This is a genomic window from Phyllobacterium calauticae, from assembly GCF_019991125.1.
GTDB classification, from domain to species: Bacteria; Pseudomonadota; Alphaproteobacteria; order Rhizobiales; family Rhizobiaceae; genus Phyllobacterium; species Phyllobacterium calauticae.
This window is the reverse complement of sequence record NZ_JAGENB010000005.1, coordinates 379,618-401,736: the sequence shown is the minus strand read 5'-3', so window position 1 is coordinate 401,736 and position 22,119 is coordinate 379,618. Positions and strand designations below refer to the sequence as shown.

Here is a 22,119-nt window from a genome sequence, read left to right as displayed (position 1 = left end):
TCATTCTCAGCCCTGCTGGTAGAGCGCGTAGGCATCCTCGCCGCTGGCATTGTCATGAATAATGGCCATCAGCCCGCGCACCACCGCGCTGGGATTGGCGTGCTGATAGATGTTCCGGCCATAGACCATGCCCACGGCCCCCTGCCGCATCAGGGCCGCCGATTTCTCGAAGACGATGCGCAAATCCTCCTTGCCGCCGCCCCGCACAAGAACAGGACACCGCGCCGCCTCCACCACGCGATGAAAATCCTCCGCCGCCGTCGTCGGGTCCGCCTTGATGATATCAGCGCCCATTTCGCGGGCAAGGCGGGTGAGCGTGACAATCTTGTCGGCATCGCCATCCACCATATAGCCGCCGCGTTCCGTGACAGGCTGCATGACGAGCGGCTCGATCATCAGGGGCATGCCGTATTTGTCGCAGTCGGCGCGGACCCGCGCGATATTCTGCACGCACTGACGGAACAGGTCCGGCTCGTCGGGCAACATGAAAAGATTGACGACGACGCAGGCCGCATCCATCTGGATTGCGCCGATCAGCGGCTCGGCCTCGTTCTGCAGCACCGCCCACATGTCGCGATGGCGGATGGCATTGTACGGATTGCCCATGTCGATACGCATGACCAGCGCCGGTTTGTCCTTGCCGGCGACATCCTGCAAAAGGTCGGCCTGACCGTAATTCATCTGGATCGCATCCGGCCCTGCCGCCACCAGCGCGCGGACGACACCCGCCATGTCCTCAAGACCATTCAGGAATGACGGCTCATTGCATACGCCGTGATCGATCGCCACGTCGAGGCAGCGCCCCGCGCCGAACAGCCGGTTCATCCGGACCTTAAGATTGTTGCGCATATCGTACTCCTTGTTCATTGCGTGCGGTGAGTGTGCCGAGGCCAACGCCGTGGCGCTCGACAAGAAGGGTGAGGAAGCGGTCAAGCTCTGCTTTCCTGCGGGCGGGCGACCAGCCCCTTTCGCGTGCGAGCACATCGAGCACCGCTTCCGTCATGTCGAGGGATAGCTGGCCGCTGATGGCGAGCGTGGTGCGCCGCAACAGCAGATCGTCAAGATGTTCGACCGCTTCGTTGCGGATGAGGAACGCGATTTCCCGGCTCGAATATCCGGCATTTGCCATGGCGGTGTCCGGGCCGGCCGCGATAAAACGTGCAATCGCTTCGGCATCAGTACCGTATCGCTCAAAGAGCTCTGCAATCCGTTTTGGAGCAACGCTTGTTTCGGCGTAAATCCGCGAAATCCATTGGCCGATGTCCTCCGGAAATGCCCGTCCGCCCCCTATAGGACGGGCTGTCGTTGTTACGTCCCGTGCCCGGTGCAGGCGTTCCAGCGTCATGTCGGCGGCAAGCTCACCGAAGGAGCGGAATGTCGTCCATTTGCCGCCGATCATGCACAGCACCGGCGGCGCGCCATCGGATGGTTCGATGATCGTGCAGTAGTGATCGCGCGGGATACGGCCGGTAAAATCATCCTTGCTGGCCGGGAGGGGACGCACGCCGGAGAACTGGAAGACAATGTCTTCCGGCCGGATGCGGATGCCGGGCAGGACAAAGGCCAGCGACTGCAGGATATAATCCCGCTCGTCCGGCTCACACCGAACGCTCTCGGGATCGTCAACGCGGATATCGGTCGAACCGACCAGAACCTTGCCGAGATAGGGAAAGAGGATGCAGATGCGCCCGTCCTCGTTCTCGTAATAGATCATATGGTCGTCGAGGGCTCCGGCGAGGTCCGCATTGTCGATGATGAGATGCGATCCCTTCGTGCCGCCCATCAGCGGCACCAGCCGCTTTTCCTGCGAAAACAGACCGGCGTTGGCGATATCGATCCACCCGCCTGTCGCATTGATGATGAAGGCGGGTTCGACTGGCGTGGCCGCACCGGTGACGTGATCGTGGACGACGAAGCCGTCAGCAGACCGCCGCAGTTCGGCGTAATTCAGGGCGCAGGCGTGATCGCCCGCCGCAAGGCCATCTCTCAGCACCTCCATGCCGAGGCGTTCGGGATGCTTGACCCAGGCATCGTGATAGGTCGCGGAGCTTTTGACGGCGGGATTGAGCGCCGGCCATTTGGCCAGTGTCGCCTGCCGCCCGCGGAAGCGGTGACGCGGCATCAGAGCCCGCTTGCGGGTCAGGAAGTCATAAATGCTCAAGCCCGCCTTGACCGCAACCGCACCGCGCCGGCTTGGCCTGCGGCTCAGCCCCAGAAACCGCACGATGCCATTGGCAAGACCGGAGAAAATATCGAAGACCGGGACGGTCGTGGGCAGCGGCGCAACAAGATGCGGCGCGTTTTTCAACAGGCGGTCGCGTTCGGCCAGCGATTCCCGCACCAGGCTGAATTCACCGTTTTCAAGATAACGCAGGCCGCCATGCACCATGCGCGACAGGGCAGCGCTGGCACCGGAACAGTAGTCATGCTTCTCGACGAGCAGTACATTGACGCCCTGCAGCGCCAGCTCGCGGAAGACGCTGATGCCGTTGATACCGCCGCCGACGACGCACACGTCCACCTTCGGACTTCGACGAAGTCCGTCAAATATCTCTTCACGGTTCATGATGCAGCCTGTTACCTCATGTCTGCCAGTTGCACTGCGATGGCCGCGTCAATGGCCGAGAGGTCGTCTGTGCCGAGCCGGATGGTTCCCGCCCGCGCATTGTCGAGCGCCTGATCGGGGTTACGCGCCCCGCACAGCGCAAAGGTGATGCCCGGCTGCGCCAGCGTCCACGCGATGACGATCTGGGCGATGCTGGCTGCGTGTTTGTCCGCGACAGGCCGAATGGCGTCGGCAAACTGTTTTGCCTTCAATCGGTTATCGACTGAGAAGCGCGGATTGTCCTTGCGCTGGTCATCGCCGGAGAACACGCGCCCGGGATCAACGGTCCCGGACAGCAAACCCAGCGCCAGCGACGAATAACTCAGCAATGAAACGTTATCTTTGCGCGTTACCGGCAGCAATTCGGCCTCAAGCTCCCGGTCGATCATGCTGAACCGTTCCTGGATCGCATCCAGCGCGCCGGTGGCGATATAGGCATTCATCTCGGCCAGATTGACATTGCTCGCACCGATGGCTCGGATCTTGCCAGCCTTGCGCAAATCCTCCATGGCCCGCACCGTCTCCTCAATCGGCGTCGTCGGGTCCTGCCAATGGGTGATGTAGAGATCGATGTAATCGGTGCCGAGACGCCGCAGGCTTTCCTCAACCTCGTGAACAATGGCATCGCGCCCGAGATAGCGGTGCACCGGCTTGCCGTCCTGATCGAAAAAGTGCGTGCCTTTGGTTGTGTGCCAGACGAGACCGCATTTCGTGGCAATGACGGCCTTGTCACGGCGCCCCTTGAGAGCCTTGCCGACGATTTCCTCCGAACGCCCAAGCCCGTAGGCGGGAGCCGTGTCGATAAGACTGACACCGGCATCCAGCGATGCCTGGATGGCGGCAATCGATTCCTGCTCGTCAGTGCCGCCCCACATCCAGCCGCCGATGGCCCATGTCCCCAGCCCCACAGCCGACGCCTGCACGCCGGATTTGCCGATTGCCCGCGTCAATTGCTCGTTGCTCATGCCTGTTCTCCTTCAGAGGCAATGTCCAGAATGCGCTGTCCCGTCGCCTCGTCCGTCACCAGCGTGTCCAGATGATTGCCGCGCATGATGCTGAGGATCGGCCGCGCCTTGTTCGGTCCGCTGGCAACCCCGATCTTGGTCGGAATGGAGGCGAACTCCTGCAGTGTCAGCGAGACCAGCGAACCGTTGAGGCTGTAATCGCAGACTTGTCCGCGCTCATCGAGCAAGTGGGCCAGCAGTTCGCAGCGCGCGCCGGAACGCTCGATCGCCTCGAGATCCGTGCTCGATGATGGATGCAGGTCGTAATAACTCGAGTCATCCGTGAGGATCGAGCCGATACCGACGACGGCGATTTTGGCCTCGCGCGCCCGTTTGAAGACATCGGCGACCGAGCGCATGTTGATCAGCATGGCGCGCTCGGAAGGGCTATCGGCAAACAGCGGCGCGTGAATCTGGTAGGCGTGCCCGCCGAGCCTGTCGGCCATCAGGGTCGAGACATGGTTGACATCGGTATAGTGCTTGCCCTGGACGCAGCCGGTGGCCGGGATCACCTCGACATCGAAACGGCGCGGCGCCTGCAATCCGGCAACCACGGCGCTGACACCCTTGCCGCCGGTAATGCAGATCGTATCGCCATCGGTGATCTCCTCGATCAGCAATCGCGCCGCAGCCTCGCCGACCGCCTGAAGCGCCGTCTGCGGATTGTCGGACACCGTCGGCACGACAATGGCACGGCTGATACCGCCCAGCGCCAGCAGCTGTTCCTCCATATCGACCAGCGGCTCGACCGGCGATTTGATCTTGATCTCGACGAGGCCAAGCTGGCGGCCGCGCTTGATGAGGCGGTTGACCGTCGGCTGCGAAAGCCCAAGCTGGTCGGCAATCTGCGCTTGGGTCAACCCCTCGAGAAAGTGCAGGACCAGCGCCTGGTGCATCTGCCGCGCGATAACGATTTCCTCGCGCGGCGCCGCGTGTTTCGGATTGAGTTTGACAATCGCCATGGTCAGGAGGCCTTCCGCTTGTGCAGGAAATGGTCGATGGAGACGGCCGTCAGAAGAATGCACCCCTTTATCATGTCCTGCCAGTAGACGGAGACATCGAGCAGCACCAGCGAGCTGGTGACGAGCGACAGCAGCGCTATGCCAAGGATGGCGCCAAGGATCGTGCCGGACCCGCCATTGAGCGAGGCACCGCCGATAACCGCAGCCGCAATGATGTTGAGCTCCATGCCGACGCCGAAGGTCGGTGTCGCCGCGCCAAAGCGCGACATGTAGATCACCCCGGCGAACCCCGCGAGCGTCGAGCAGAGAACCGTCACCCAGAATTTGACCTGCTTCGTGCGGATGCCTGAATAAAGCGCCGCCTTTTCATTGCTGCCGGTATAGAAAACCTTGCGCAGGGCGGTGGCGCGCCGCAGCAGGAAATCGAACAGCATGACCACCGCGAAGAAGATGAGGATGACGTAGGGTACCCCGTAAAACGAACCCTGCCCGACTGCCTTGAATGCGGGCGGCAGGGTGAAAAGCGAAAGCGGCGTTCCCTTGGTGATGATCAGGCACAGGCCGCGCACGATCACCATGCCGGCCAGCGAGGTGATGAAGTGGTTGAGCCCCACCACCGTGACGAAGAACCCCATGACACAGCCGATAAGCCCGCTGGCCAGAATGCCGATGAGCGAGGCCGTCCACGGGTCGAGCCCGGCCAGGAACAGCGTGCCGGAAAGCACCATGGCAAAGCAGACAACCGAACCGACGGCGAGATCGATGCCGCCGACGATCAAGAGGATCGTCATGCCGACAACGACAATGCCTTCCACGGAAAAGCTCATCAGCATGGCGCGGAAGTTGCCAAGCGTCAGAAAATGCGGCGAGACAAAACTCATCGCGATGCAGAGCGCGAGAATGATGGCGATGAGACCGGCTTCGCGCATCGAGCCCAATTTCTTCCAGGATGAAACCTGCACCGTTTTTGCCGTCATCGTCTCGACCGCCATTCGTGTATCTCCCAATCGCTTTTCAGGCTGCATGTTCTGGTGCATGCGTCGCTGTATGTTTCAGTCCGGATGCGAGCCGGATAATCGCTTCTTCGCTCATTTCATCGCTGCCGAGTTCACCGGCCACCGTTCCCTCGCGGATGACAAGCACCCGGTCACACAGGCCCAACAGCTCCGGAAGCTCCGAGGAAATGACAACAATGCCGATCCCGGAGCGCGCGAGTTCGCGCAGAAGCTGATGAATCTCGGATTTCGCGCCCACATCGATGCCGCGCGTCGGCTCGTCCATCAGGATAACCTTGGGTTGGACCGCCAGTTGCTTGGCGATGGCCACCTTCTGCTGGTTGCCGCCGCTGAGCGATGACACCGGCATGTCGACATGGTTCATCCGCACGCCGAGCCTGCGCGCAAAATCGCGGGCGAGCTGGCCTTCGGCCTTGGCATCGATCAAACCGAGATGACCGGTGACTGCCTTCAGATTGAGGACAGAGATGTTCTGGGCAATCGACAGGTCCAGGAAAACGCCCGAGCCCTTGCGGTCTTCGGAGAGATAGACAATGCCGGCCCGGACCGCATCGGCATAGGTTCGAATGGTCTGAGACGTGCCGTGCAGGGAAACCTCACCCTCGACAGCCGCACGCAAACCGCAGATGCCCTCGGCAATCTCGGTGCGCCCGGACCCGATGAGCCCGCCAATCCCGAGGATTTCGCCGCGCTTCAGATCAAACGACACGCGGCTGAAACGGCCCCCGTCGCCAAGCGCGCGAACCGACAAGATTGTCTCGCCCGAGCGCTCGGTTTCGATCTGCTTGGGCGGATAGAGCTGCGTGATCTCGCGTCCCACCATGCGCCGCACCACGTCATCGGGAGTGACATCGGCAATATCTTCGGTGGAGACATAGCGGCCGTCGCGCAGCACGGTGACCCGGTCGCACAGGCTGAAAATCTCCGCCATCCGGTGGCTGATATAGATAATGGAAATGCCATGCGCCTTCAGTTCCCGGATGATGCCGAAGAGTATCCGCGTTTCCGCTTCCGTCAGCGCCGCCGTCGGTTCGTCGAAAATCAGCACCCGGCAGTCGAGCGTGAGCGCCTTGGCAATCTCCACCAGCTGCTGGCTGGAAATCGCCAGGTCGCCGACCCTTTGCCGGACGTCAATGGGCGCCAAGCGGTCCATGACCGCCTGCGCGTCCCGTTCCAGCCTGCGGTAATTCATCAGAAACGACCGGCGACGGCTTGTCGTCGCCATGAAAATGTTTTCGGCGATGCTGGCGTCGGGACAGAGCGCGATTTCCTGGTGCACCAGTCCGATGCCCAGTGACTGCGCAACCGAAGGCGATCCGATCTTCTGCGGTTTGCCATCGAGCAGAATCTCACCGTCATCGGGCTGAAGGACGCCGGCAAGAATGTTCATGAGCGTGGATTTTCCGGCACCGTTCTCACCGCAAAGCGCATGGACCTCGCCGCGCGCCAGAGTGAAGTCGACGCCCGTCAGCGCTTTCACCGCACCGAAATGCTTGGTGATACCGCGGATACTCAAGACCGGTTCCGATGCCATCGCGCCTTTCTCCCTTCCGTTCGCCGAGGCTATCCGGACCTTGCGGGCCCGGATAGCCGTCTGCGAAGACTACTCGTCGATGCCTTTGGTGCCGCGACGCTTGAGGTACTTGTCCCAGAAGAAGTCATCCGCATTGTCGGCTGTTACAATGGACAGGCCATTGTCGACGAACGGGATGCTCATCGGGTTGGACCCGGCGCGCTTGGCATCGTTCATGGGATCAATCAGTTCCGGATGCTTGGCGAACCAGAGCAGCATGAAACCCATATAGCCCTGCATGCCCTGATTGGGATTGATCGAGCCGAAGACCTGACCGGCCTTGATCATATCAAGGATATTGGCATTGACGTCGGCACACATGACGAGAATCTTGCCGCCGCTTTCCTTGTTGGCCTGCGCGGCGCCAATCGCCGAGTTGGCTTCCGGCATGAAGACGGCTGCCAGATTGGGATTCGCCTGGGCGATGCTCATCAGGCCCTGATACGCCTTTGTCGGGTCCTGATTCGACGCCGCCCTGCCGACCAGCTTCATATCCGGCCACTTTTCCTTCATCCGGTCGATAAAGGCCGTGACGCGGCGGTCATGATTGTCCTGGCCCGGATTTTCCAGAACGGCATATTCGCCCTTGCCGCCCAGCTTCGTGGCGATGGCGTCGGCTGCATAAATGCCTTCACGCTTGTTATCCGAGGTGATGAATGAAATCCGCTTGGACAGCGGCGAGTCGGCCGCGAAGGTGACGACCGCCGTGCCCTGGTCGACCGCCCGGTTGATCGGTTCGATGAAGGGATCGGAATTCATCGGATGCACCAGAATACCGGCAGGGTTCTGCGCCAGCGCCTGATCGAAACTCGCTATCTGCTTGTTGACGTCATATTCCGGCGTGCCGGTATAGGCTGTCTCGCAGCCCAGCTGCTTGCCCGCCTGCTTGAACATTTCATAGACGGGAAACCAGTATTCAACGCCCGAAACCATGACGTTCATGACGTATTTTTCACCCGGCTTGCAGCGGAACGGATTTTCCGTTTCCGCGTTCGCCGATGATGCAAAGAGTGTGGTCGCAAGGACCGCCATGGCGGTCGTGCCCAGAAAAGTGCGCAAGTGTCCTCCTCGAGGCCGAAGCCCCTCCCATTGGTGTGTGGCGCCTTGAATGGCGGCCGCTGTTCCTTATGAAGACCAGCAATCCTCCTCGAGTGCTGGCAGGGATAACTAAGCGTATGACAAAGCGACTGTCAATATAATTCATAACGTGAATTATAATTCATGCAATCCAGGATTTGCCCGGTCAGACGCGGATATGCCCGCACCTGATAGCCCGCTGGAATGGCGCCTCCGGTTGGTGACGATTGCCACCTGGCCGCGCGGGCGAAAACAACTCCCGCCATGAAACGTTTCATCCATCTCGCGCCGAATTGACCTTTTCTCAACCTATACACGGCAAGTGAAGGCAGTGACAAAATGTGACCGGCAAGCGCTTGCCACATTCTGTCTTCGCTGATCTGATATGCTCATCATCTGCCGCGGCCAGGTTTGATGCACAAACACCAAGAGGGCCACATGGACTACAGCATATTGTTGACCGGTGTTGTTCGTATCCTTGGTCTGACGGCGCTTGTCATCCTCAGCTATTCCATCGTCATCCGCACCTTTTCCAAAGGGTGGAAAAAGGGCGCGGCTGTCGGCGTTCTTCTGGCGCTCGGCGGAATCTTGTCGATGAATGATCCGGTTGTCATCGCACCGGGGGTCATCTTTGATGGACGGACAGCATTGCTTGCCATCGCATACCCCTATGGCGGGCCTGTCGGCACAATCGTTGCCGCCCTGCTCATGGCGGGATACCGAATCTGGCTCGGCGGCGTGGGGGTGGTACCGGGACTGATTTCGATTGTCCTGATTTGCGCCATAGGGTGCGGGGTCGCGCTTATCCCCGTGCGCAAGCTTCCGATCGGGTTTATCCGTTCCGTTGTGACAGGCATGCTCGCCTCATTGTCGCTCGTCTCGATCAGCCTGTTGCCGCACGACATCATTGCAACGATCGTCGGATTTCCCCTCTTTGCCGTCGTCATCGCCAATATTGTGAATGTCGTGATTCTCTCGGATTTTCTCGAGCGGGAAAAGTCGCGCCTGCGGATCATGCGGGCTCTGGAGCACGAAGCCTGGGTGGACCCGCTGACAAAGCTGCAGAACCGGCGCGCTTTCGATCGCGCGGCGCTTCGGGCCATGAATGACAACAAGTCCAAGGCAGCCCATTGTTCCCTGGTCATGATCGACATCGATCATTTCAAGGCCATCAATGACCGGTGGGGTCACGATACGGGTGACATGGTGCTGGCGGATGTCGCGGCCATCATCCGCAGGAATGTTCGCATCACCGACGTTGTTGTCCGTTACGGCGGCGAGGAGATCGTCCTGCTGCTGACGAATACGCCGCAGAATGTAGCCAATGAACTCGCCGAGCGGGTGCGCAGCGAGATCGAGCTTGCGCGCTTTTCCACGGACCTTGAGAACGTAACCGTCACGGTCAGTGCGGGCGTTGCCAGTCTCAACGGGCAGCACACCAGCATGGAAGCATTGCTGAAAGCGGCAGACAGGGCGCTCTATCGCGCGAAAACCAGCGGACGCAATCGGGTGGAAGTCGCCTGAACAATTTTTGACATTGCGTCGTCCTTTCTGCTCATATGGCTGCAAATCAGGTTTCGATCCCAACGGCACACTTGAAGCACCAGCGCTGGAGCAAACATGGACTTGGATTTCGACGACGCATCAAAGAGAGAAGCCAAACCACAGCTGGCACCGGCCAACGGCAGCAAGTCTTCAGCACTCGGTACATTGAGCAATCTTCTGGGCCGTGCTGGCATTCGCGTCAACGGCGACGCCCCCTGGGACATCCAGATCAAGGATCCGAGAGCCGCAACCCGCATCCTGGGGCAAGGCAGTCTGGGCCTCGGCGAAAGCTACATGGACGGATGGTGGGACTGTGCGGCGCTGGATCAGTTCTTTGACCGCATATTTCGCGCCAATCTGACCGAACATGTGACGGCCAAGGACGTGTTGCAAACACTGCGGGCGCGATTGCTCAACTTGCAGAACAGCAGGCGGTCCTGGCAGGTCGGCAAAGAGCACTACGACGCCGGTAATGACCTGTTTTCCGCGATGCTTGACCGTCGCATGACCTATTCCTGCGGATACTGGAAAGACGCCGGCAATCTCGACGACGCCCAGAGTGCAAAGCTCGATCTCGTTTGCCGCAAGCTCGGTCTTCAACCGGGCATGCGCCTTCTGGATGTCGGCTGCGGCTGGGGCAGCCTGATGCAGTTTGCCGCCGAGAACTATGGCGTCTCCTGTGTGGGCTTGACCATTTCCAGGGAACAGGCGGAATTCGCGCAACAGACATTGAAGGGCCTGCCCGTCGAATTCCGCCTCGCGGATTACCGTTCGTTCAATGTCGAGGGACTTGAGAAATTCGACCGGATTGCCTCGATCGGCATGTTTGAGCATGTCGGGCACAAGAACTACGCCGCTTTCTTTGACGCTTGCAGGCGCAGCCTGTCGGATGACGGATTGTTCCTGCTGCATACGATCGGGCGGAAACGCACCCGGAACATGATCGATCCGTGGTTTGACCGGTATATCTTCCCCAACGGCGAACTGCCGTCCCTGGCTGAGATTTCCACCAGCGTGGATGGCCGCTTCGTCATCGAGGACGTGCACAATTTCGGTGCCGACTACGACAGGACACTGCTGGCATGGCATGCGCGGTTCGAAGCCGCATGGCCGCAATTTGCTTCCAAATATGGCGAGCGTTTCTATCGCATGTGGCGCTACTATCTGTTGTGCATGGCCGGATGCTTTCGGGCGCGCCAGATCCAGCTTTGGCAGACGGTCCTCTCACCCCAGGGTGTTGCCGGAGGATATCAGCGGCATTCCTGAACGAGAGCAAGGCCCGTGCGGCAGATCAGCCGCCCGTATTCGGCTTATCCTCAATAGGTGACGGTCACCGTAATCGTATCGGTGTAGGTGCCGGGCGCTGGCGTTGTCTGGACGGGAACCCGCCCGTAGACCGTATAGGATTGCGCGGCGCCGGTACCCGAGGCTGAAACCGTATCGGTACCGATGGTCTGCCCCCACACGGTGGTTCTGTTGGTATCGGAATAGAGGGTATAGTTCACCAGCGCGCCGCCGGGCGCGGTCATCTTGCGCGAAGCAACCGTCGCACCGGTGCCGACCCCCACGTCAAGGCCGATGTTGTACGGCGTCGTGTTGGTGCACTGCACGGAAAGCGTGGTGGACACATCGTCATTTGCCGCGATCACACCCACGGCGGTGAAGGTGAGCATCGCGGTGCTCACCAGGACACAGGATGCCTGAATAGCGATCTGGACTGTAAAGGTACCGGTGGCCGTGGCGGCCAATGCCGGACTGGAAAGGCCAAGCAAAGCGGCCAGCCCGACTGTTGTGAAACTGCGTACCGAATATCCGAAACTCATTCATCCTCCTCAAGGTTTGCTTGCCGCTGACAAGCACCTCCGATTCTCTATAAAGGACTCAGTAGTTATTCACTGTATAATACTTAACTCTTATATATTTAAAAGAACTTATCGAAGGTCTACTATTCACCCTCAACGAGGCAAGATTTAATCACGTATCATTGGTAAATGAATTTACGTTAAGTATCTGGTTGCGGAATATTAACGCACCAGCCCTGTCATTCATCTATCCGATACATGGCTTTCCATGCAACATGCCGGCGCAATTGAAGGTGAACACGTGGAACACTTCAAATGAGCGCTCCACGAGCCACGATGCCAGGGGCGGCTTGCAAGACTGGCTGCTACCACTTCACGGTCAGGCCAATATTCCCCTCGAAGGCGCGCTTCCGCTCGCCGCTCACGTCAAAGGTGTAGTCCGCGGTGGCGAAAGCACTCACATTCTTGGTAAAGTTATGGACGATACCGCCGCCCAATTCGAGTGACGTGCTTTCCGCCTGGGTCGTGATCGGATCGGTGCCGAACAGCACCGTATCGGTGGCCTTGAAATTGTGCCAGAGATTGGCCTTGAGGTAGGGCTGGAACAATCCACGCGCGGTCTGGTAATTGCCTTGCAGCCTCGCACCGATGCGACCTGTGACGGCATCGTTGCTGTCGAACGAAACACCGGAGAACGCATCCTGCTGATTGTCGAGCCAGGCGCGCTGCCAGATGAGCTGCGCCTGTGGTTCAAGCAGCCAGTTGTCGGTCAGTGCGAAGGGATAGCCGCCTTCGAGCGACACGGTAATGCCGCTGCCGTCATTGTCTATGCCGGCTCCACTCACCGAGCGCGCATTGCCGCCATACCAGGTCCCCATCACAATACCATCCAGGTACCAGCCGGAGGGGCCAATATGTGTCCAGTAACCGCCGACACTTGTCGCGTCGACCTTGATCTTGCCCGTACTCAAATTGTTCCAGCCAAGGGCCTGACCTTTGACATCGGAATTCATGCCGGCATAACCGAAGAAGATACCCGCAATATCCCGATGCCCGCCTTCACTCTGCCGGCGCAGGATATCGATACCTGTCTGGAATCCCCAAATTGATCCGTCAATCGAGGGTGATGCCGTGCCTGCCCAGCCCTGCTCGATGCTTTGACCGAAAACGCGTCCCCAGGCCGCCGACAGGTCACTGCCCGGCGTGAGGACGCTCTGCTCACCGCGGCGCTCGTGGAACGTGCCCAGCGTTGCCAGCGTTGCCAGTCTGGCGGCCGGCGGAAGTGCGGAATAGGTCGCGACTTCCGGACGAAGCAGCGGCACGACGCTCACGGACACCCCACCCCGCTCCTCAACGACCGGGGTAACCGGTGTTGCACCGGGTTCCGGCGGTTGTCCGCCCGGAACGGGCGGCTGTACAACGTTTGGCGTTGCCGGATCGGTTGGCGCAATGACGGGTCCCGTCGGCGTCGGATTGTCCGGCGTCGGCGTGGGGGTGACATATTCCGAGCGCAAGTACCAATTCTGGGTCGTGTTCGCGCTGACGCCCCCCTTGAACAGAAAATACTCGTAAGCCCCGGCCGCTGCGCGGCCGCTCAGATAAAATGCACTCCCGGCCGTTGTCGCACCATTCACGGCATCGATCACTTTGATACCGTCAATCACCGTCGCAGCGCCGGTCCCTCCGACATTGGTAACGGCAATGCCTGTTGTACCGGTCGCCGTTCCACCGGATAGAACGAGTTTATCCGATGCGGAGGAGTCATCGCCAAGAACGGTGTTCAGGAGAAGAGAGCCATTGTTGCCGACATAGTTGCCCACGATGGTCAGCCGGTCTCCCGCAGCGCCCGAACCATTGGTCAAATCGATGACACCCGCATTGGTGACAGTGATTGCCGGTCCGCCGGCATATGGCGTGATCGATGGATTGAAGCCACCTCCGGCAAGCAGTTTCGCCCCCGACGATACGGTTACATTGCCGGTCAGGTCCTTTTGCAGAGTGAAGTTGCCTGTCTGGATGAAACTGTCGTGAAAATCTCCGGTTCCCGCCCATGTCCAGTCAGTACCCTTCATGTACATCGTCTGGAAATTGGTAAAGGCGTTGTCGATCAGCCCCGACCCCTGAAGGGTCAGCTGATTGCTGCCGCCCCCGCCATTGGCGGTTCCAATGATTTTTGAGCCGGTCTGCAGCGTGAAGTCGATATTGCCGGTGCCGCCGCTCAGGGCGAAACCATTGCCGCCGCTCAGCAACCCGGCATTCGTGATCTTGGTCGGACCGTTGAGCGTGCGGATCGCGGGGCCCTGATCGCTGATGATTTGACCGCCAGCCAAATTCTCGATTGTCGCGTTGAAGCTCGACCCCAGCGTGTTCGAAAACACGCCGTCCGAAGGCAAGCCACCGGATGCCGCGCCACCCTGCGCGTGAATCACACCACTGTTGGTGAGACGGGCATTGGTGCCCTGCATGTAAACCGTTGGGGCACTGTTGCCGGTTGTCGTCAATGTACCGGTATTGATGACGGTTCCGTTTTGCCCGAGAATGGAGGCTGCACGCGCATTGCTTCCGTTGGTTGTAACCGTTCCATTGTTGATAAGGGTATTGTTCGGTGATCCGCCGCCGCTCTGCCCCCAACTGGCCGTCATGCCGTAAGCGTTGGGTCCCGTTGTCGTGATCGTGCCATTGTTTGTGAGCGTATTGCCGGAGCCGTCTGCGGCCATGCCGTCATTGTATTGGTTGGTCGTGCTGATCGAACCGTTGTTGGTCAGGCTGTTGTTGCTTCCGGTGCCGACCAGACCTGCACCGCGATTGAGTCCCGTGCTGCCCGATCCCGTCAGTGATATCGCGCCGTTGTTCACGACAGTGCTGCCATCGACGACACTGACACCGGAGTTCTCGGTGGGGCTGCGGACAATATTCAACTGGGCACCACTGCCAATGTTGACCTTGACGCCGGAGCTTCCCGCTACCGCATGCACGCCCGCCGTCGCGGGATTGGGTGCCGAGGTATCGCAGGTGATCGTCTGGCCCGATACCGGCGCAAGGCTGCTGCATGCAGCCCAACCTATGGATGGACTGGCAATTGAGATGAGTGCTGTTGTGGTAAAAAGAGACAGAAATCGCGTGTGCAACACGGAAAAACGCATGGTGGCTCCCCCAGCATTCCGGTGCGAACACGCACCCAAGCAGCACAAAATGCATATTTTGTTGAAATGAGGCTAGTCAGTTCAGAGTATTTCCCTGCTTAATCCACACAGAATAAACATCGAGTGGCAAAAATAACACAATTAAGCACCGCTACTTTCAAAGAGTGTGGAATAAACGCGCGATGCCTTCTGTTGCGCGTTTATTCACTACAAGCAGGTACCCAGAAAAGGTTAACGCCGGCCTCGGAAATACACGCTTTCCAAAGGCAACCCCATGAGAATCATTGGCGCATGGGAATCAATTCTGTCGCAGTCGTCAGGCTGCCTTATGCTCAACCTCGACCGTCACATGCGACAGATCATGAATGTGGGACAGCTTTGCCCGATAGGAAGACGGCGCTTTCGGATGATCGCTCACCAGCGAAACAATGGCACCGTGATGACCCGGGCCCAGCTGCCAGACATGCAGATCCGTGATCACATCCCCTTCCCGTTCGATGGCCGAACGGATTTCTTCCGGCAGATCCTCGCTTGACGGAACATAGTCCAGCAACACGCCCCCGGCACGCCGGATGAGCCCAAACGACCAATTGGCGATGACCAGCGCACCAATGATGCCGATGGCCGGATCGAGCCAAAGCCATCCATAGAGACTTGCGGTTACAAGAGCACCGATAGCCAGCACCGAAGTCAGTGCGTCAGCGAGCACGTGGATATAGGCCGCTTGAAGGTTATTGTCGTGCGCATGCGCGTGATCGTGATGATGATCATGGTCTCCATGATGCGAATGATCATCGCGCAGGAGCCAGGCGGAAAGCAGGTTGACCGCCAGACCAACCACGGCAATCGATATTGCCTGGGGAAAATTGATCGGAACGGGATTCGCCAGCCTGACAAAGCTTTCCCAGGCAATCAGCAGCGCAATCAGAGCCAGAACAACCGCACTGGCAAAGGCCGCCAGGTCACCGAATTTTCCGGTTCCGAACGTGAAACGCGAATTGTGCGCGTGCTTTCGCGCATAGAGATAGGCCAAGGCTGCTATCAGCATTGCCGCCGCGTGGGTTGACATGTGCCAGCCATCCGCCACCAGCGCCATTGAACCGTAGACGGTTCCGGCAGCAATTTCAGCAATCATCATGACGGTGGTCAAGGCGATAACCATCCATGTGCGCCGTTCGTTGCGCGCGTGGTTCTGGCCAAGGAATATATGGTCGTGCGAACCGGTATTTGACCGTGCCGCGTGGTGATTTTTCATTTGAGATACTTCCTTACGACATCGATGAGTTCCGCAGCGCCTTGGGCCCGTTCCACATCGGGGTCCTTGTCCGGATCGACCACATGCATGCGAATGTGATCTTCGATCAGCTCGACAACCAGGCCGTTTACAGCGCCACGGACGGATGCGACGAGATTGAGGATTTCACCGCAGGCAACTTCCGCCTCCAGCGCGCGCTCCACTGCCTCCATCTGCCCTTTCAGGCGGCGGACGCGGGCAAGGAGCTTGGCTTTCTCTTTGGTTGTATGTGACATAATATACCCCCCTACCCTATATTGGGGAAAGATGCAACATATTCTGCCCGCCCCTTATGGGAGGCGCTGACGATCAAACGAGGGAAAGCAGATCAGATCGCGTAGGTCGCGCCGGCTATGATTGTGCCGATGATTCCGAGAAGAATGGACGCATACCAGGGCCAGCGGCGGCCGCCGGTGATAATGGCAATGGTCGCGACCGCGATCGCTATGTGCAGGAACGTCGCTGCGATTGTCAGGTGATGATGCCGCCCTTCGTGGACGAGGCCTTCCTGCAATGCATCCTCCGATTTGACCTCGAAATCCCGCGCCGCTTTCTGGATCTCCTGGCTTTCCGCTTCATTGCGCTGTGACTGGGATGCAAAGTCGGCCGCCTTTGGTCCGCCTTGCGCCGCAGCAATATCGTACATGTTTTTCTTGAGGCTCTTGGCCTGGAAGAAATTCCAGTTATCCGTTGCCTTGTTCTGGAAGAGCACGGCCTGGGTCTTGGCCGCGGTGGCCCCGCCGCTCTCGATTGTTTCCAGACTGCCGACGCCCGCAGCGACGACAGCAAGAACCGCAATCGTTACCGCAACAATGGCGAGAAAGGCATTCTCGCTGTGCAGGGCGTGCTGGGCATGTTCCGTGTGTTCAAATGCTTCAGACGAGATTTCTTCCATCGAGATTCTCCGATTATCCTGATGCCAGGGGATCGCTCGCAGTGTGTTCGAATTGTGGTGAATGCGAACCGTGTATGCATCCCCTGTCCGGCGCCCCATGCCGTATGGAACTTATACCTCATTGCTGATCGATACGAGCGGAGAAACCTTGCAACGCGACTGACGACCATTAACCATTTGTTTAACATTTGATTGATTGAGGCAGCCGTTTTGGCGTTAACTCCTTGTTAAGAGTTTGTTGGGGTAGCGGCAATGTTGCGTGTGTTGAGCGTTGCGATCTGTGTGTTTCTGGGTCTTTCATCGCTGACGCATGCGGGTTCCTCGAATCCGTCCACCGCGGCCACGGCACGCTCCGTGTCCTTCGAGCGCCGCGCGGCCCTGTTCGGCGCGATCCCCGGCAGCACGAAGCCCTTGGCGGCAAGCGCTGCAGCCACCGGCGGCAAGACGAGCATTCCCTATGGCTGGGTGGATTTTTGCGGCCGGCGTCCCGCGGAGTGCAATGTCTCGCCGCTGCCGGCATCTGATGTCAAACTCACGGCCGAGACATGGAATTATCTTGAACGCATCAACCGCGAGGTGAATGCCTCCATCGAACCGATGAGCAATCTTGAGCATTGGGGCACGATGATGGATCACTGGGATTACCCGGTCGACGGCAAGGGCGACTGCAAGATTTATGCCCTCTACAAGCGCAAGCTTCTGCTCGATGCCGGATTTCCGCGGCAGGCGCTGCTCATGACCATCGTGCGCGATTTGAGCGACGAAGGTCACACGATCCTGACGGTAAAGACCGACCGCGGCGATTTCGTCCTCGACAACCTGGCTGACCAGGTCCGGCCATGGGACGTCACCGGCTATAATTTCCTCAAGCGTCAGTCGCAGCAAAATCCCAACATCTGGGTATCCATCAATCTGCGTGGAGACGCATCAAGAGCCTCCACCGCAAACCTTCAGGCAAGAAACTGATCTGACGCCGATCACTGCCCGTTCGATTGAAGAATGCCCTCGAGGTCATCGAGCTTTTCATTGATCAGCCAGCCATAATAGTTTTCGACCGGATATTTGCGGTTGCTGCCGCTTGCGATTGCCTGCCGCAACTCGGCGGCCCGGCGCCGTGGCTGCCCGACATTGTACAGGGTCGCCGTGATGCCGGGATTCTTCGAAATGTCGAAACCCTGCGCCGCATAGGCGTCGATGGCATCGCGCACGATTGCCGCGATGTAGACGACGCTGCGGTCGGGATCCATGACATCGCGATAAACCGCCTGAGGCTGATCGGGGGAAAGCTTTGGAAGTTTGCTGACCTGCGAGACAAGGTCCGTCACCTCCAGGGCCGCCAGCGGGCTTATCTGACCGAGGCCAAACGTCTGACCGCCGTAGAACGGCTGGAAAAACGCCCGCTGAAGTGAAATGGGTTCATAGGCCACGTCATCGACGGTCTTGCCGCGAAACCGGTCGTCCCAGACCTGATCGCGGCAATTCCACAGCTCGGCGCTGGCTGTCAGCGCGGCGCAGGCGGCAAATTCCGGCTTTTTGACAAAAGCCTGAATCGTGACGCCCTTGTACCGGAAGGAGAAGTCCGCATTGGCATAGGCCAGCGCCTTGACATAATAGGTCTGCACCTTGCCGACGGCACTGACATTGTAGGTATGCTCCCCGACCAGCGCACCGACGATGTGAATGGGATCGATGTGATAGGCGCGGGCGGCATCCTTGATCTGCGCAACCAGCTTTGTCTCGCGCGTGAGCAGCGCAATGATCTGCTTGTATTTTTCGTCATATGTCGTGTTGAACGCTTTTGCCCGGTCCGCCGATGTCTTGGGGATGGGTGGCTGCGTCTCGGAACGGTTGCCCGGCGGCACCAGCACCTCATTGGCAGCATCGGCCGGTTGCCCAAGGAAACTACCGATGCCAATGCCGATGACCAGCATTGCGGCCAAGCGAGATACCGCGGGAAAGCTCATAAAGTACGTCTCCATTCTTGACCGAAAGCATAGGGGAAGCATGCGCTCGAAATATACAGGTAGGAATGTCACGCAGGTATGATTGTGGTAAAGATTGGGTCGGCACCTGCGGCTCTTTTCCACACCTGGCGCTCTTATCATGAATCCCTGCGCTGGCGAGATGCAAGAATCATGTTTGTCCATAAAAAGACCAGGCACATTGGTAAATTCCTGCACCCGTAGTATATCCTACGCGCATGCGCATACTCCTCGTTGAAGACAATCGTGATTTGGCATCCTGGCTCGATAAGGCGCTGCGGCAGGCCCATTATGCCGTCGATACCGTCTATAATGGGGAGGATGCCGACCATGCACTGCGGGTCGCCGACTATGCCCTTGTCATTCTCGATCTGTCCCTGCCCAAAATGGACGGAATGACCGTGCTGCGACGCCTGCGCAAGAGCGGCAGTACCGTTCCGGTCATCATACTGACCGCGAATGCAAGCCTTGGCGGCCGGGTTGCAGGGCTCGACGAAGGCGCCGACGACTACCTGGCCAAACCATTCGAGATCGCCGAACTGGAGGCGCGGATCCGGGCGCAGCTCCGCCGCGGGCATAACCGGGCCAATCCCGAGATCGAGTTGGGTGAATTGCTGTTCGACGGCAGGACGCGGCAGTTCTTTCTGTCGGGCAAGCTCATGTCGCTGACACCGCGCGAGCATGCGGTGCTGGAGCACCTGATCTTCAAGGCGGGGACGACGGTCAGCAAAACTGTCCTGTGCGAAAGTGTCTTCGGTTTCAATGATTTGGCCGATGCAAATGCCATAGAGATTTATGTTCACAGGGTACGCAAGAAGCTGGAAGGCAGTTCGGTGAAAATCGCGACATTGCGCGGCATGGGCTATCTTTTGCGCCATGGCGAGTGACGGCAAGCCCCAGACGCAGTCGAAATTCCGCCGTTTGTGGAAACGGCTGAGCGAGAGCCTGCGGGTCCAGCTTCTACTCTGGATCGTTCTTCCGCTGATCGGTGTGATCTGCGTCAATCTCGTCATCAGCTTTCAATCTGCCGAGGCCACCGCCGATCTGGTCAGCGATCAGCTGCTGCTGGCGTCCGCCCGGGTGATTGCCGAAGCTGTGACGGTGGACACCAACGGGACAGTTGCCGTGGATATTCCGCCCGCTGCGCTTGAGATGTTCGATATCGGCCATGGCGACCGGGTTTTTTACCGGGTGCTGACAGCATGGGGAACCCTGGTCTCCGGCTTCGACAACCTGCCCGAACCCAAGAAGGAACAGGTGGGCGAAGATGCGGTTTTCAGAGACTCTCCGGTACGCGTGCTGACATTGAACCACCCGGTGATCGGCCTGGCGCGGGATGCCGAAGTGTCCGTGTCGGTCGCGGTGACGCTGAATGGCGAACGGGCCATGCGGCAAAGGCTCTGGCTGTCGGATTTCACCAAACAGGTATTGCTGGTTCTCGTCGCCGGTTTTGTCGCCATTGTCGGGCTGCAGCGCGGACTCACCCCGGTCCTGCGCCTGCGCGATGCGGTGCGCGAACAGGGACGGGAGCGGCTTGATCCGTTTTCCCCCGAAACCGTGCAGACCGAACTGCGTCCCCTGGTCCACGCCCTCAACGATTATATGGAGCGCGTACAAAGCCAGATGGCGGCACAGAGGCGGTTCGTCTCCAACGCGGCGCACCAGTTGCGCACCCCCCTGACCCTGGTCGCGACCCAGGCAAGCTTTGCCGCGCGGGAACAGGACAACGACCGCCGCAACGAGGCCTTGCAGGCTCTCCGGTCCAGCACGAAGCAGCTCGCCCGCCTCGCCAGTCAGCTGCTGACATTGTCGCGCGCCGAACCGGGTAGCCGCAGGCCACGGCGCGACAGGGTTGATATGACCGCGGCAACACGGCAGGTCCTCGACACCTATGCCGAAACGGCCTTGCGCCGCCAGATCGATCTCGGTTTCGAAGCAAGCGAACCGGCTTTCGTCGAAGGCGACGGCCCGATGCTGTCCGAGATGATCGTCAATCTCATCGACAATGCCCTGCGCTACACGCCGGTTGGCGGCACCGTCACGGTTTCCGTTTCCAAAGGTGACGAATGGGTGCAGCTTCGTGTCGAAGACAACGGGCCAGGTATACCCGACGATGAAAGAGCGAAGGTTTTCGAGCGGTTCTACCGCATCATGGACGTGCAGCCCGAGGGTAGCGGCTTGGGCCTTGCCATCGTCAAGGAAGTCGTCGACGGCGCTGACGGTACGGTGAGTTTGGGCACATCCCCGAGCGGAGGATTGACTGTGGACATCAAGCTGCCAACAATAAAACAGGACCGGAGCGAGCCGGTCCTGTCTTGATCGCTGGCATGCTGAATTACTGCATGTCGGTGTGCTGTTGCGGGCGCCACTTTGCCAAGCGGGTTTCGATCATGGTCATGATCATTTCCGCCAGCAGCGTAACGAGCATCACCAGGATGATGGCGGCATACATGCCGGCCGCATCGAATGTGCCTTTGGCAATCGAGATCAACTGACCGATGCCAAAGCGTGCGCCGACAAATTCACCAACGATCGCGCCGATGATGGCAAAGCCGAAGCTGACGTGCAGGCTGGCGAAAATCCAGCTCATCGCCGATGGTACGATTACCGTGCGCGTCACCTGCCAGTTGGACGCCCCGAGAATACGGGCATTGGCAATCATGTTGCGGTCGGCTTCGCGCACGCCCTGGAATGCATTGGCAAACACCACGAAGAACACCATGATGAAGGCCAGCGCGACTTTGGATGCCAGTCCCAGCCCCATGATCATGATGAAGATCGGGGCAAGAACGACGCGCGGGATCGAGTTGATCGCCTTGATATAAACCGAGAAAATGTCGGAGAGGAACTGGTTGCGGCCAAGGCCGATGCCAACCAGCACGCCGGCAATGGAGCCTGCAAAAAAGCCGATCAATGCTTCTTCCATGGTGACCCACAGATTGAACCAGAGCGACCCTTCGGCGGTGCCCTCCGTGATCCATTCATACAGGCGCATGACAATGCCGCTTGGGCTGGAATAGAAAAACGGATCAATCCAAAGTCTGTTGGCTGCAAGTTCCCAGGCGCCGAGAATGCCGACCAGGATGACAAGCCGCCAGAACAGGACAGCGTGTTTGCGGCGTCGAATTGCCTTGAGAGCCGCGGCCTCTATTTCTGCATCCGAGGTTCCGGCGCGGAAAATCGGAGCGATATTTTCCAATGGGGTATCGGTCATGATGGAA

Annotated in this window: 18 protein-coding genes and 1 pseudogene; 5 read left to right on the top strand and 14 right to left on the bottom strand. The window is 59.1% G+C overall.

Going from position 1 to position 22,119, the window contains the following annotated elements; translation table 11 throughout:
* Positions 1-6: 6 nt before the first annotated feature.
* The 7 genes and pseudogenes from J1W56_RS19320 to J1W56_RS19290 all read right to left on the bottom strand — a co-directional run bounded on the left by J1W56_RS19320 (position 7) and on the right by J1W56_RS19290 (position 8,219).
* Positions 7-849, bottom strand: coding sequence for a class I fructose-bisphosphate aldolase (locus tag J1W56_RS19320; RefSeq protein WP_223614916.1), 843 nt, complete (start codon positions 847-849; stop codon positions 7-9).
* Positions 822-2,566 (bottom strand): annotated as a pseudogene (locus J1W56_RS19315) (glycerol-3-phosphate dehydrogenase/oxidase). Before J1W56_RS19315 ends, J1W56_RS19320 begins: the two are co-directional and overlap by 28 nt.
* 11 nt (positions 2,567-2,577) lie before the next feature.
* Positions 2,578-3,570, bottom strand: a complete 993-nt coding sequence (locus tag J1W56_RS19310) for an aldo/keto reductase (RefSeq protein ID WP_223614915.1) — start codon at positions 3,568-3,570, stop codon at positions 2,578-2,580.
* Positions 3,567-4,571 (bottom strand): sugar-binding transcriptional regulator, encoded by a 1,005-nt coding sequence (locus J1W56_RS19305; protein WP_223614914.1) that lies wholly within the window; start codon positions 4,569-4,571, stop codon positions 3,567-3,569. The genes J1W56_RS19310 and J1W56_RS19305 overlap by 4 nt, the downstream gene beginning before the upstream one ends.
* Positions 4,572-4,573: 2 nt before the next feature.
* Entirely contained in the window at positions 4,574-5,563 is a 990-nt protein-coding gene (locus J1W56_RS19300; RefSeq protein ID WP_223614913.1) for an ABC transporter permease, read from the bottom strand.
* A gap of 22 nt (positions 5,564-5,585) precedes the next feature.
* Positions 5,586-7,121 carry a sugar ABC transporter ATP-binding protein gene (locus tag J1W56_RS19295; RefSeq protein ID WP_223614912.1) on the bottom strand — a complete coding sequence of 512 codons (1,536 nt, stop codon included), beginning with the start codon at positions 7,119-7,121 and terminating at the stop codon, positions 5,586-5,588.
* A 69-nt stretch (positions 7,122-7,190) separates the two neighbouring features.
* Positions 7,191-8,219: a substrate-binding domain-containing protein gene (locus J1W56_RS19290; protein WP_223614911.1), complete on the bottom strand. Its 1,029-nt coding sequence runs from the start codon at positions 8,217-8,219 to the stop codon at positions 7,191-7,193.
* Between the two features lie 456 nt (positions 8,220-8,675).
* Between J1W56_RS19290 and J1W56_RS19285 the strand changes: the two genes are divergently transcribed.
* Both J1W56_RS19285 and cfa read left to right on the top strand, forming a co-directional pair.
* Entirely contained in the window at positions 8,676-9,761 is a 1,086-nt protein-coding gene (locus J1W56_RS19285) for a diguanylate cyclase (protein ID WP_223614910.1), read from the top strand.
* Between the two features lie 96 nt (positions 9,762-9,857).
* Positions 9,858-11,048 (top strand): cyclopropane fatty acyl phospholipid synthase, encoded by a 1,191-nt coding sequence (gene cfa / locus J1W56_RS19280; RefSeq protein WP_223614909.1) that lies wholly within the window; start codon positions 9,858-9,860, stop codon positions 11,046-11,048.
* 50 nt (positions 11,049-11,098) lie between these two features.
* Here cfa and J1W56_RS19275 read toward each other — a convergent pair whose 3' ends face one another.
* From J1W56_RS19275 to J1W56_RS19255, 5 genes are all read right to left on the bottom strand, one after another.
* Positions 11,099-11,605: a Csu type fimbrial protein gene (locus J1W56_RS19275; RefSeq protein ID WP_223614908.1), complete on the bottom strand. Its 507-nt coding sequence runs from the start codon at positions 11,603-11,605 to the stop codon at positions 11,099-11,101.
* A gap of 344 nt (positions 11,606-11,949) precedes the next feature.
* A complete protein-coding gene (locus J1W56_RS19270; RefSeq protein WP_223614907.1) occupies positions 11,950-14,727 on the bottom strand; it encodes an autotransporter family protein in 2,778 nt (925 codons plus the stop codon).
* 316 nt (positions 14,728-15,043) lie between these two features.
* Complete coding sequence (gene dmeF, locus J1W56_RS19265) at positions 15,044-15,982, bottom strand: CDF family Co(II)/Ni(II) efflux transporter DmeF (protein WP_223614906.1); 939 nt, start codon at positions 15,980-15,982, stop codon at positions 15,044-15,046.
* Positions 15,979-16,257, bottom strand: coding sequence for a metal/formaldehyde-sensitive transcriptional repressor (locus J1W56_RS19260; protein WP_223614905.1), 279 nt, complete (start codon positions 16,255-16,257; stop codon positions 15,979-15,981). The genes dmeF and J1W56_RS19260 overlap by 4 nt, the downstream gene beginning before the upstream one ends.
* 92 nt (positions 16,258-16,349) lie before the next feature.
* Positions 16,350-16,916, bottom strand: a complete 567-nt coding sequence (locus J1W56_RS19255; RefSeq protein ID WP_223614904.1) for a DUF4337 family protein — start codon at positions 16,914-16,916, stop codon at positions 16,350-16,352.
* A gap of 252 nt (positions 16,917-17,168) precedes the next feature.
* Here J1W56_RS19255 and J1W56_RS19250 point away from each other — a divergent pair, with 252 nt between their 5' ends.
* Positions 17,169-17,882, top strand: a complete 714-nt coding sequence (locus J1W56_RS19250) for a transglutaminase-like cysteine peptidase (RefSeq protein ID WP_223614903.1) — start codon at positions 17,169-17,171, stop codon at positions 17,880-17,882.
* An 11-nt stretch (positions 17,883-17,893) separates the two neighbouring features.
* Here J1W56_RS19250 and J1W56_RS19245 read toward each other — a convergent pair whose 3' ends face one another.
* Positions 17,894-18,880, bottom strand: coding sequence for a DUF1402 family protein (locus J1W56_RS19245; RefSeq protein WP_223614902.1), 987 nt, complete (start codon positions 18,878-18,880; stop codon positions 17,894-17,896).
* Between the two features lie 236 nt (positions 18,881-19,116).
* Between J1W56_RS19245 and J1W56_RS19240 the strand changes: the two genes are divergently transcribed.
* Positions 19,117-19,785 carry a response regulator gene (locus tag J1W56_RS19240; RefSeq protein ID WP_105733521.1) on the top strand — a complete coding sequence of 223 codons (669 nt, stop codon included), beginning with the start codon at positions 19,117-19,119 and terminating at the stop codon, positions 19,783-19,785.
* On the top strand, positions 19,775-21,217 hold the full coding sequence (locus J1W56_RS19235) for a sensor histidine kinase (RefSeq protein ID WP_223614901.1): 1,443 nt from the start codon (positions 19,775-19,777) through the stop codon (positions 21,215-21,217). Before J1W56_RS19240 ends, J1W56_RS19235 begins: the two co-directional genes overlap by 11 nt.
* A gap of 16 nt (positions 21,218-21,233) precedes the next feature.
* Here J1W56_RS19235 and J1W56_RS19230 read toward each other — a convergent pair whose 3' ends face one another.
* The gene (locus J1W56_RS19230; protein WP_223614900.1) at positions 21,234-22,112 is read right to left on the bottom strand and encodes an ABC transporter permease; all 879 of its coding nucleotides are present in this window, start codon (positions 22,110-22,112) and stop codon (positions 21,234-21,236) included.
* Positions 22,113-22,119 lie beyond the last annotated feature (7 nt).

Coding starts and splice junctions, on each gene's coding strand:
- J1W56_RS19240 (WP_105733521.1), top strand. CDS start 19,117: ATGCGCATACTCCTCGTTGAAGACAATCGTGATTTGGCATCCTGGCTC.
- J1W56_RS19250 (WP_223614903.1), top strand. CDS start 17,169: ATGTTGCGTGTGTTGAGCGTTGCGATCTGTGTGTTTCTGGGTCTTTCA.
- J1W56_RS19270 (WP_223614907.1), bottom strand. CDS start 14,727: ATGCGTTTTTCCGTGTTGCACACGCGATTTCTGTCTCTTTTTACCACA.
- J1W56_RS19230 (WP_223614900.1), bottom strand. CDS start 22,112: ATGACCGATACCCCATTGGAAAATATCGCTCCGATTTTCCGCGCCGGA.
- cfa (WP_223614909.1), top strand. CDS start 9,858: ATGGACTTGGATTTCGACGACGCATCAAAGAGAGAAGCCAAACCACAG.
- J1W56_RS19235 (WP_223614901.1), top strand. CDS start 19,775: ATGGCGAGTGACGGCAAGCCCCAGACGCAGTCGAAATTCCGCCGTTTG.
- J1W56_RS19255 (WP_223614904.1), bottom strand. CDS start 16,916: ATGGAAGAAATCTCGTCTGAAGCATTTGAACACACGGAACATGCCCAG.
- J1W56_RS19320 (WP_223614916.1), bottom strand. CDS start 849: ATGCGCAACAATCTTAAGGTCCGGATGAACCGGCTGTTCGGCGCGGGG.
- J1W56_RS19300 (WP_223614913.1), bottom strand. CDS start 5,563: ATGGCGGTCGAGACGATGACGGCAAAAACGGTGCAGGTTTCATCCTGG.
- J1W56_RS19310 (WP_223614915.1), bottom strand. CDS start 3,570: ATGAGCAACGAGCAATTGACGCGGGCAATCGGCAAATCCGGCGTGCAG.
- dmeF (WP_223614906.1), bottom strand. CDS start 15,982: ATGAAAAATCACCACGCGGCACGGTCAAATACCGGTTCGCACGACCAT.
- J1W56_RS19295 (WP_223614912.1), bottom strand. CDS start 7,121: ATGGCATCGGAACCGGTCTTGAGTATCCGCGGTATCACCAAGCATTTC.
- J1W56_RS19245 (WP_223614902.1), bottom strand. CDS start 18,880: ATGAGCTTTCCCGCGGTATCTCGCTTGGCCGCAATGCTGGTCATCGGC.
- J1W56_RS19305 (WP_223614914.1), bottom strand. CDS start 4,571: ATGGCGATTGTCAAACTCAATCCGAAACACGCGGCGCCGCGCGAGGAA.
- J1W56_RS19275 (WP_223614908.1), bottom strand. CDS start 11,605: ATGAGTTTCGGATATTCGGTACGCAGTTTCACAACAGTCGGGCTGGCC.
- J1W56_RS19260 (WP_223614905.1), bottom strand. CDS start 16,257: ATGTCACATACAACCAAAGAGAAAGCCAAGCTCCTTGCCCGCGTCCGC.
- J1W56_RS19285 (WP_223614910.1), top strand. CDS start 8,676: ATGGACTACAGCATATTGTTGACCGGTGTTGTTCGTATCCTTGGTCTG.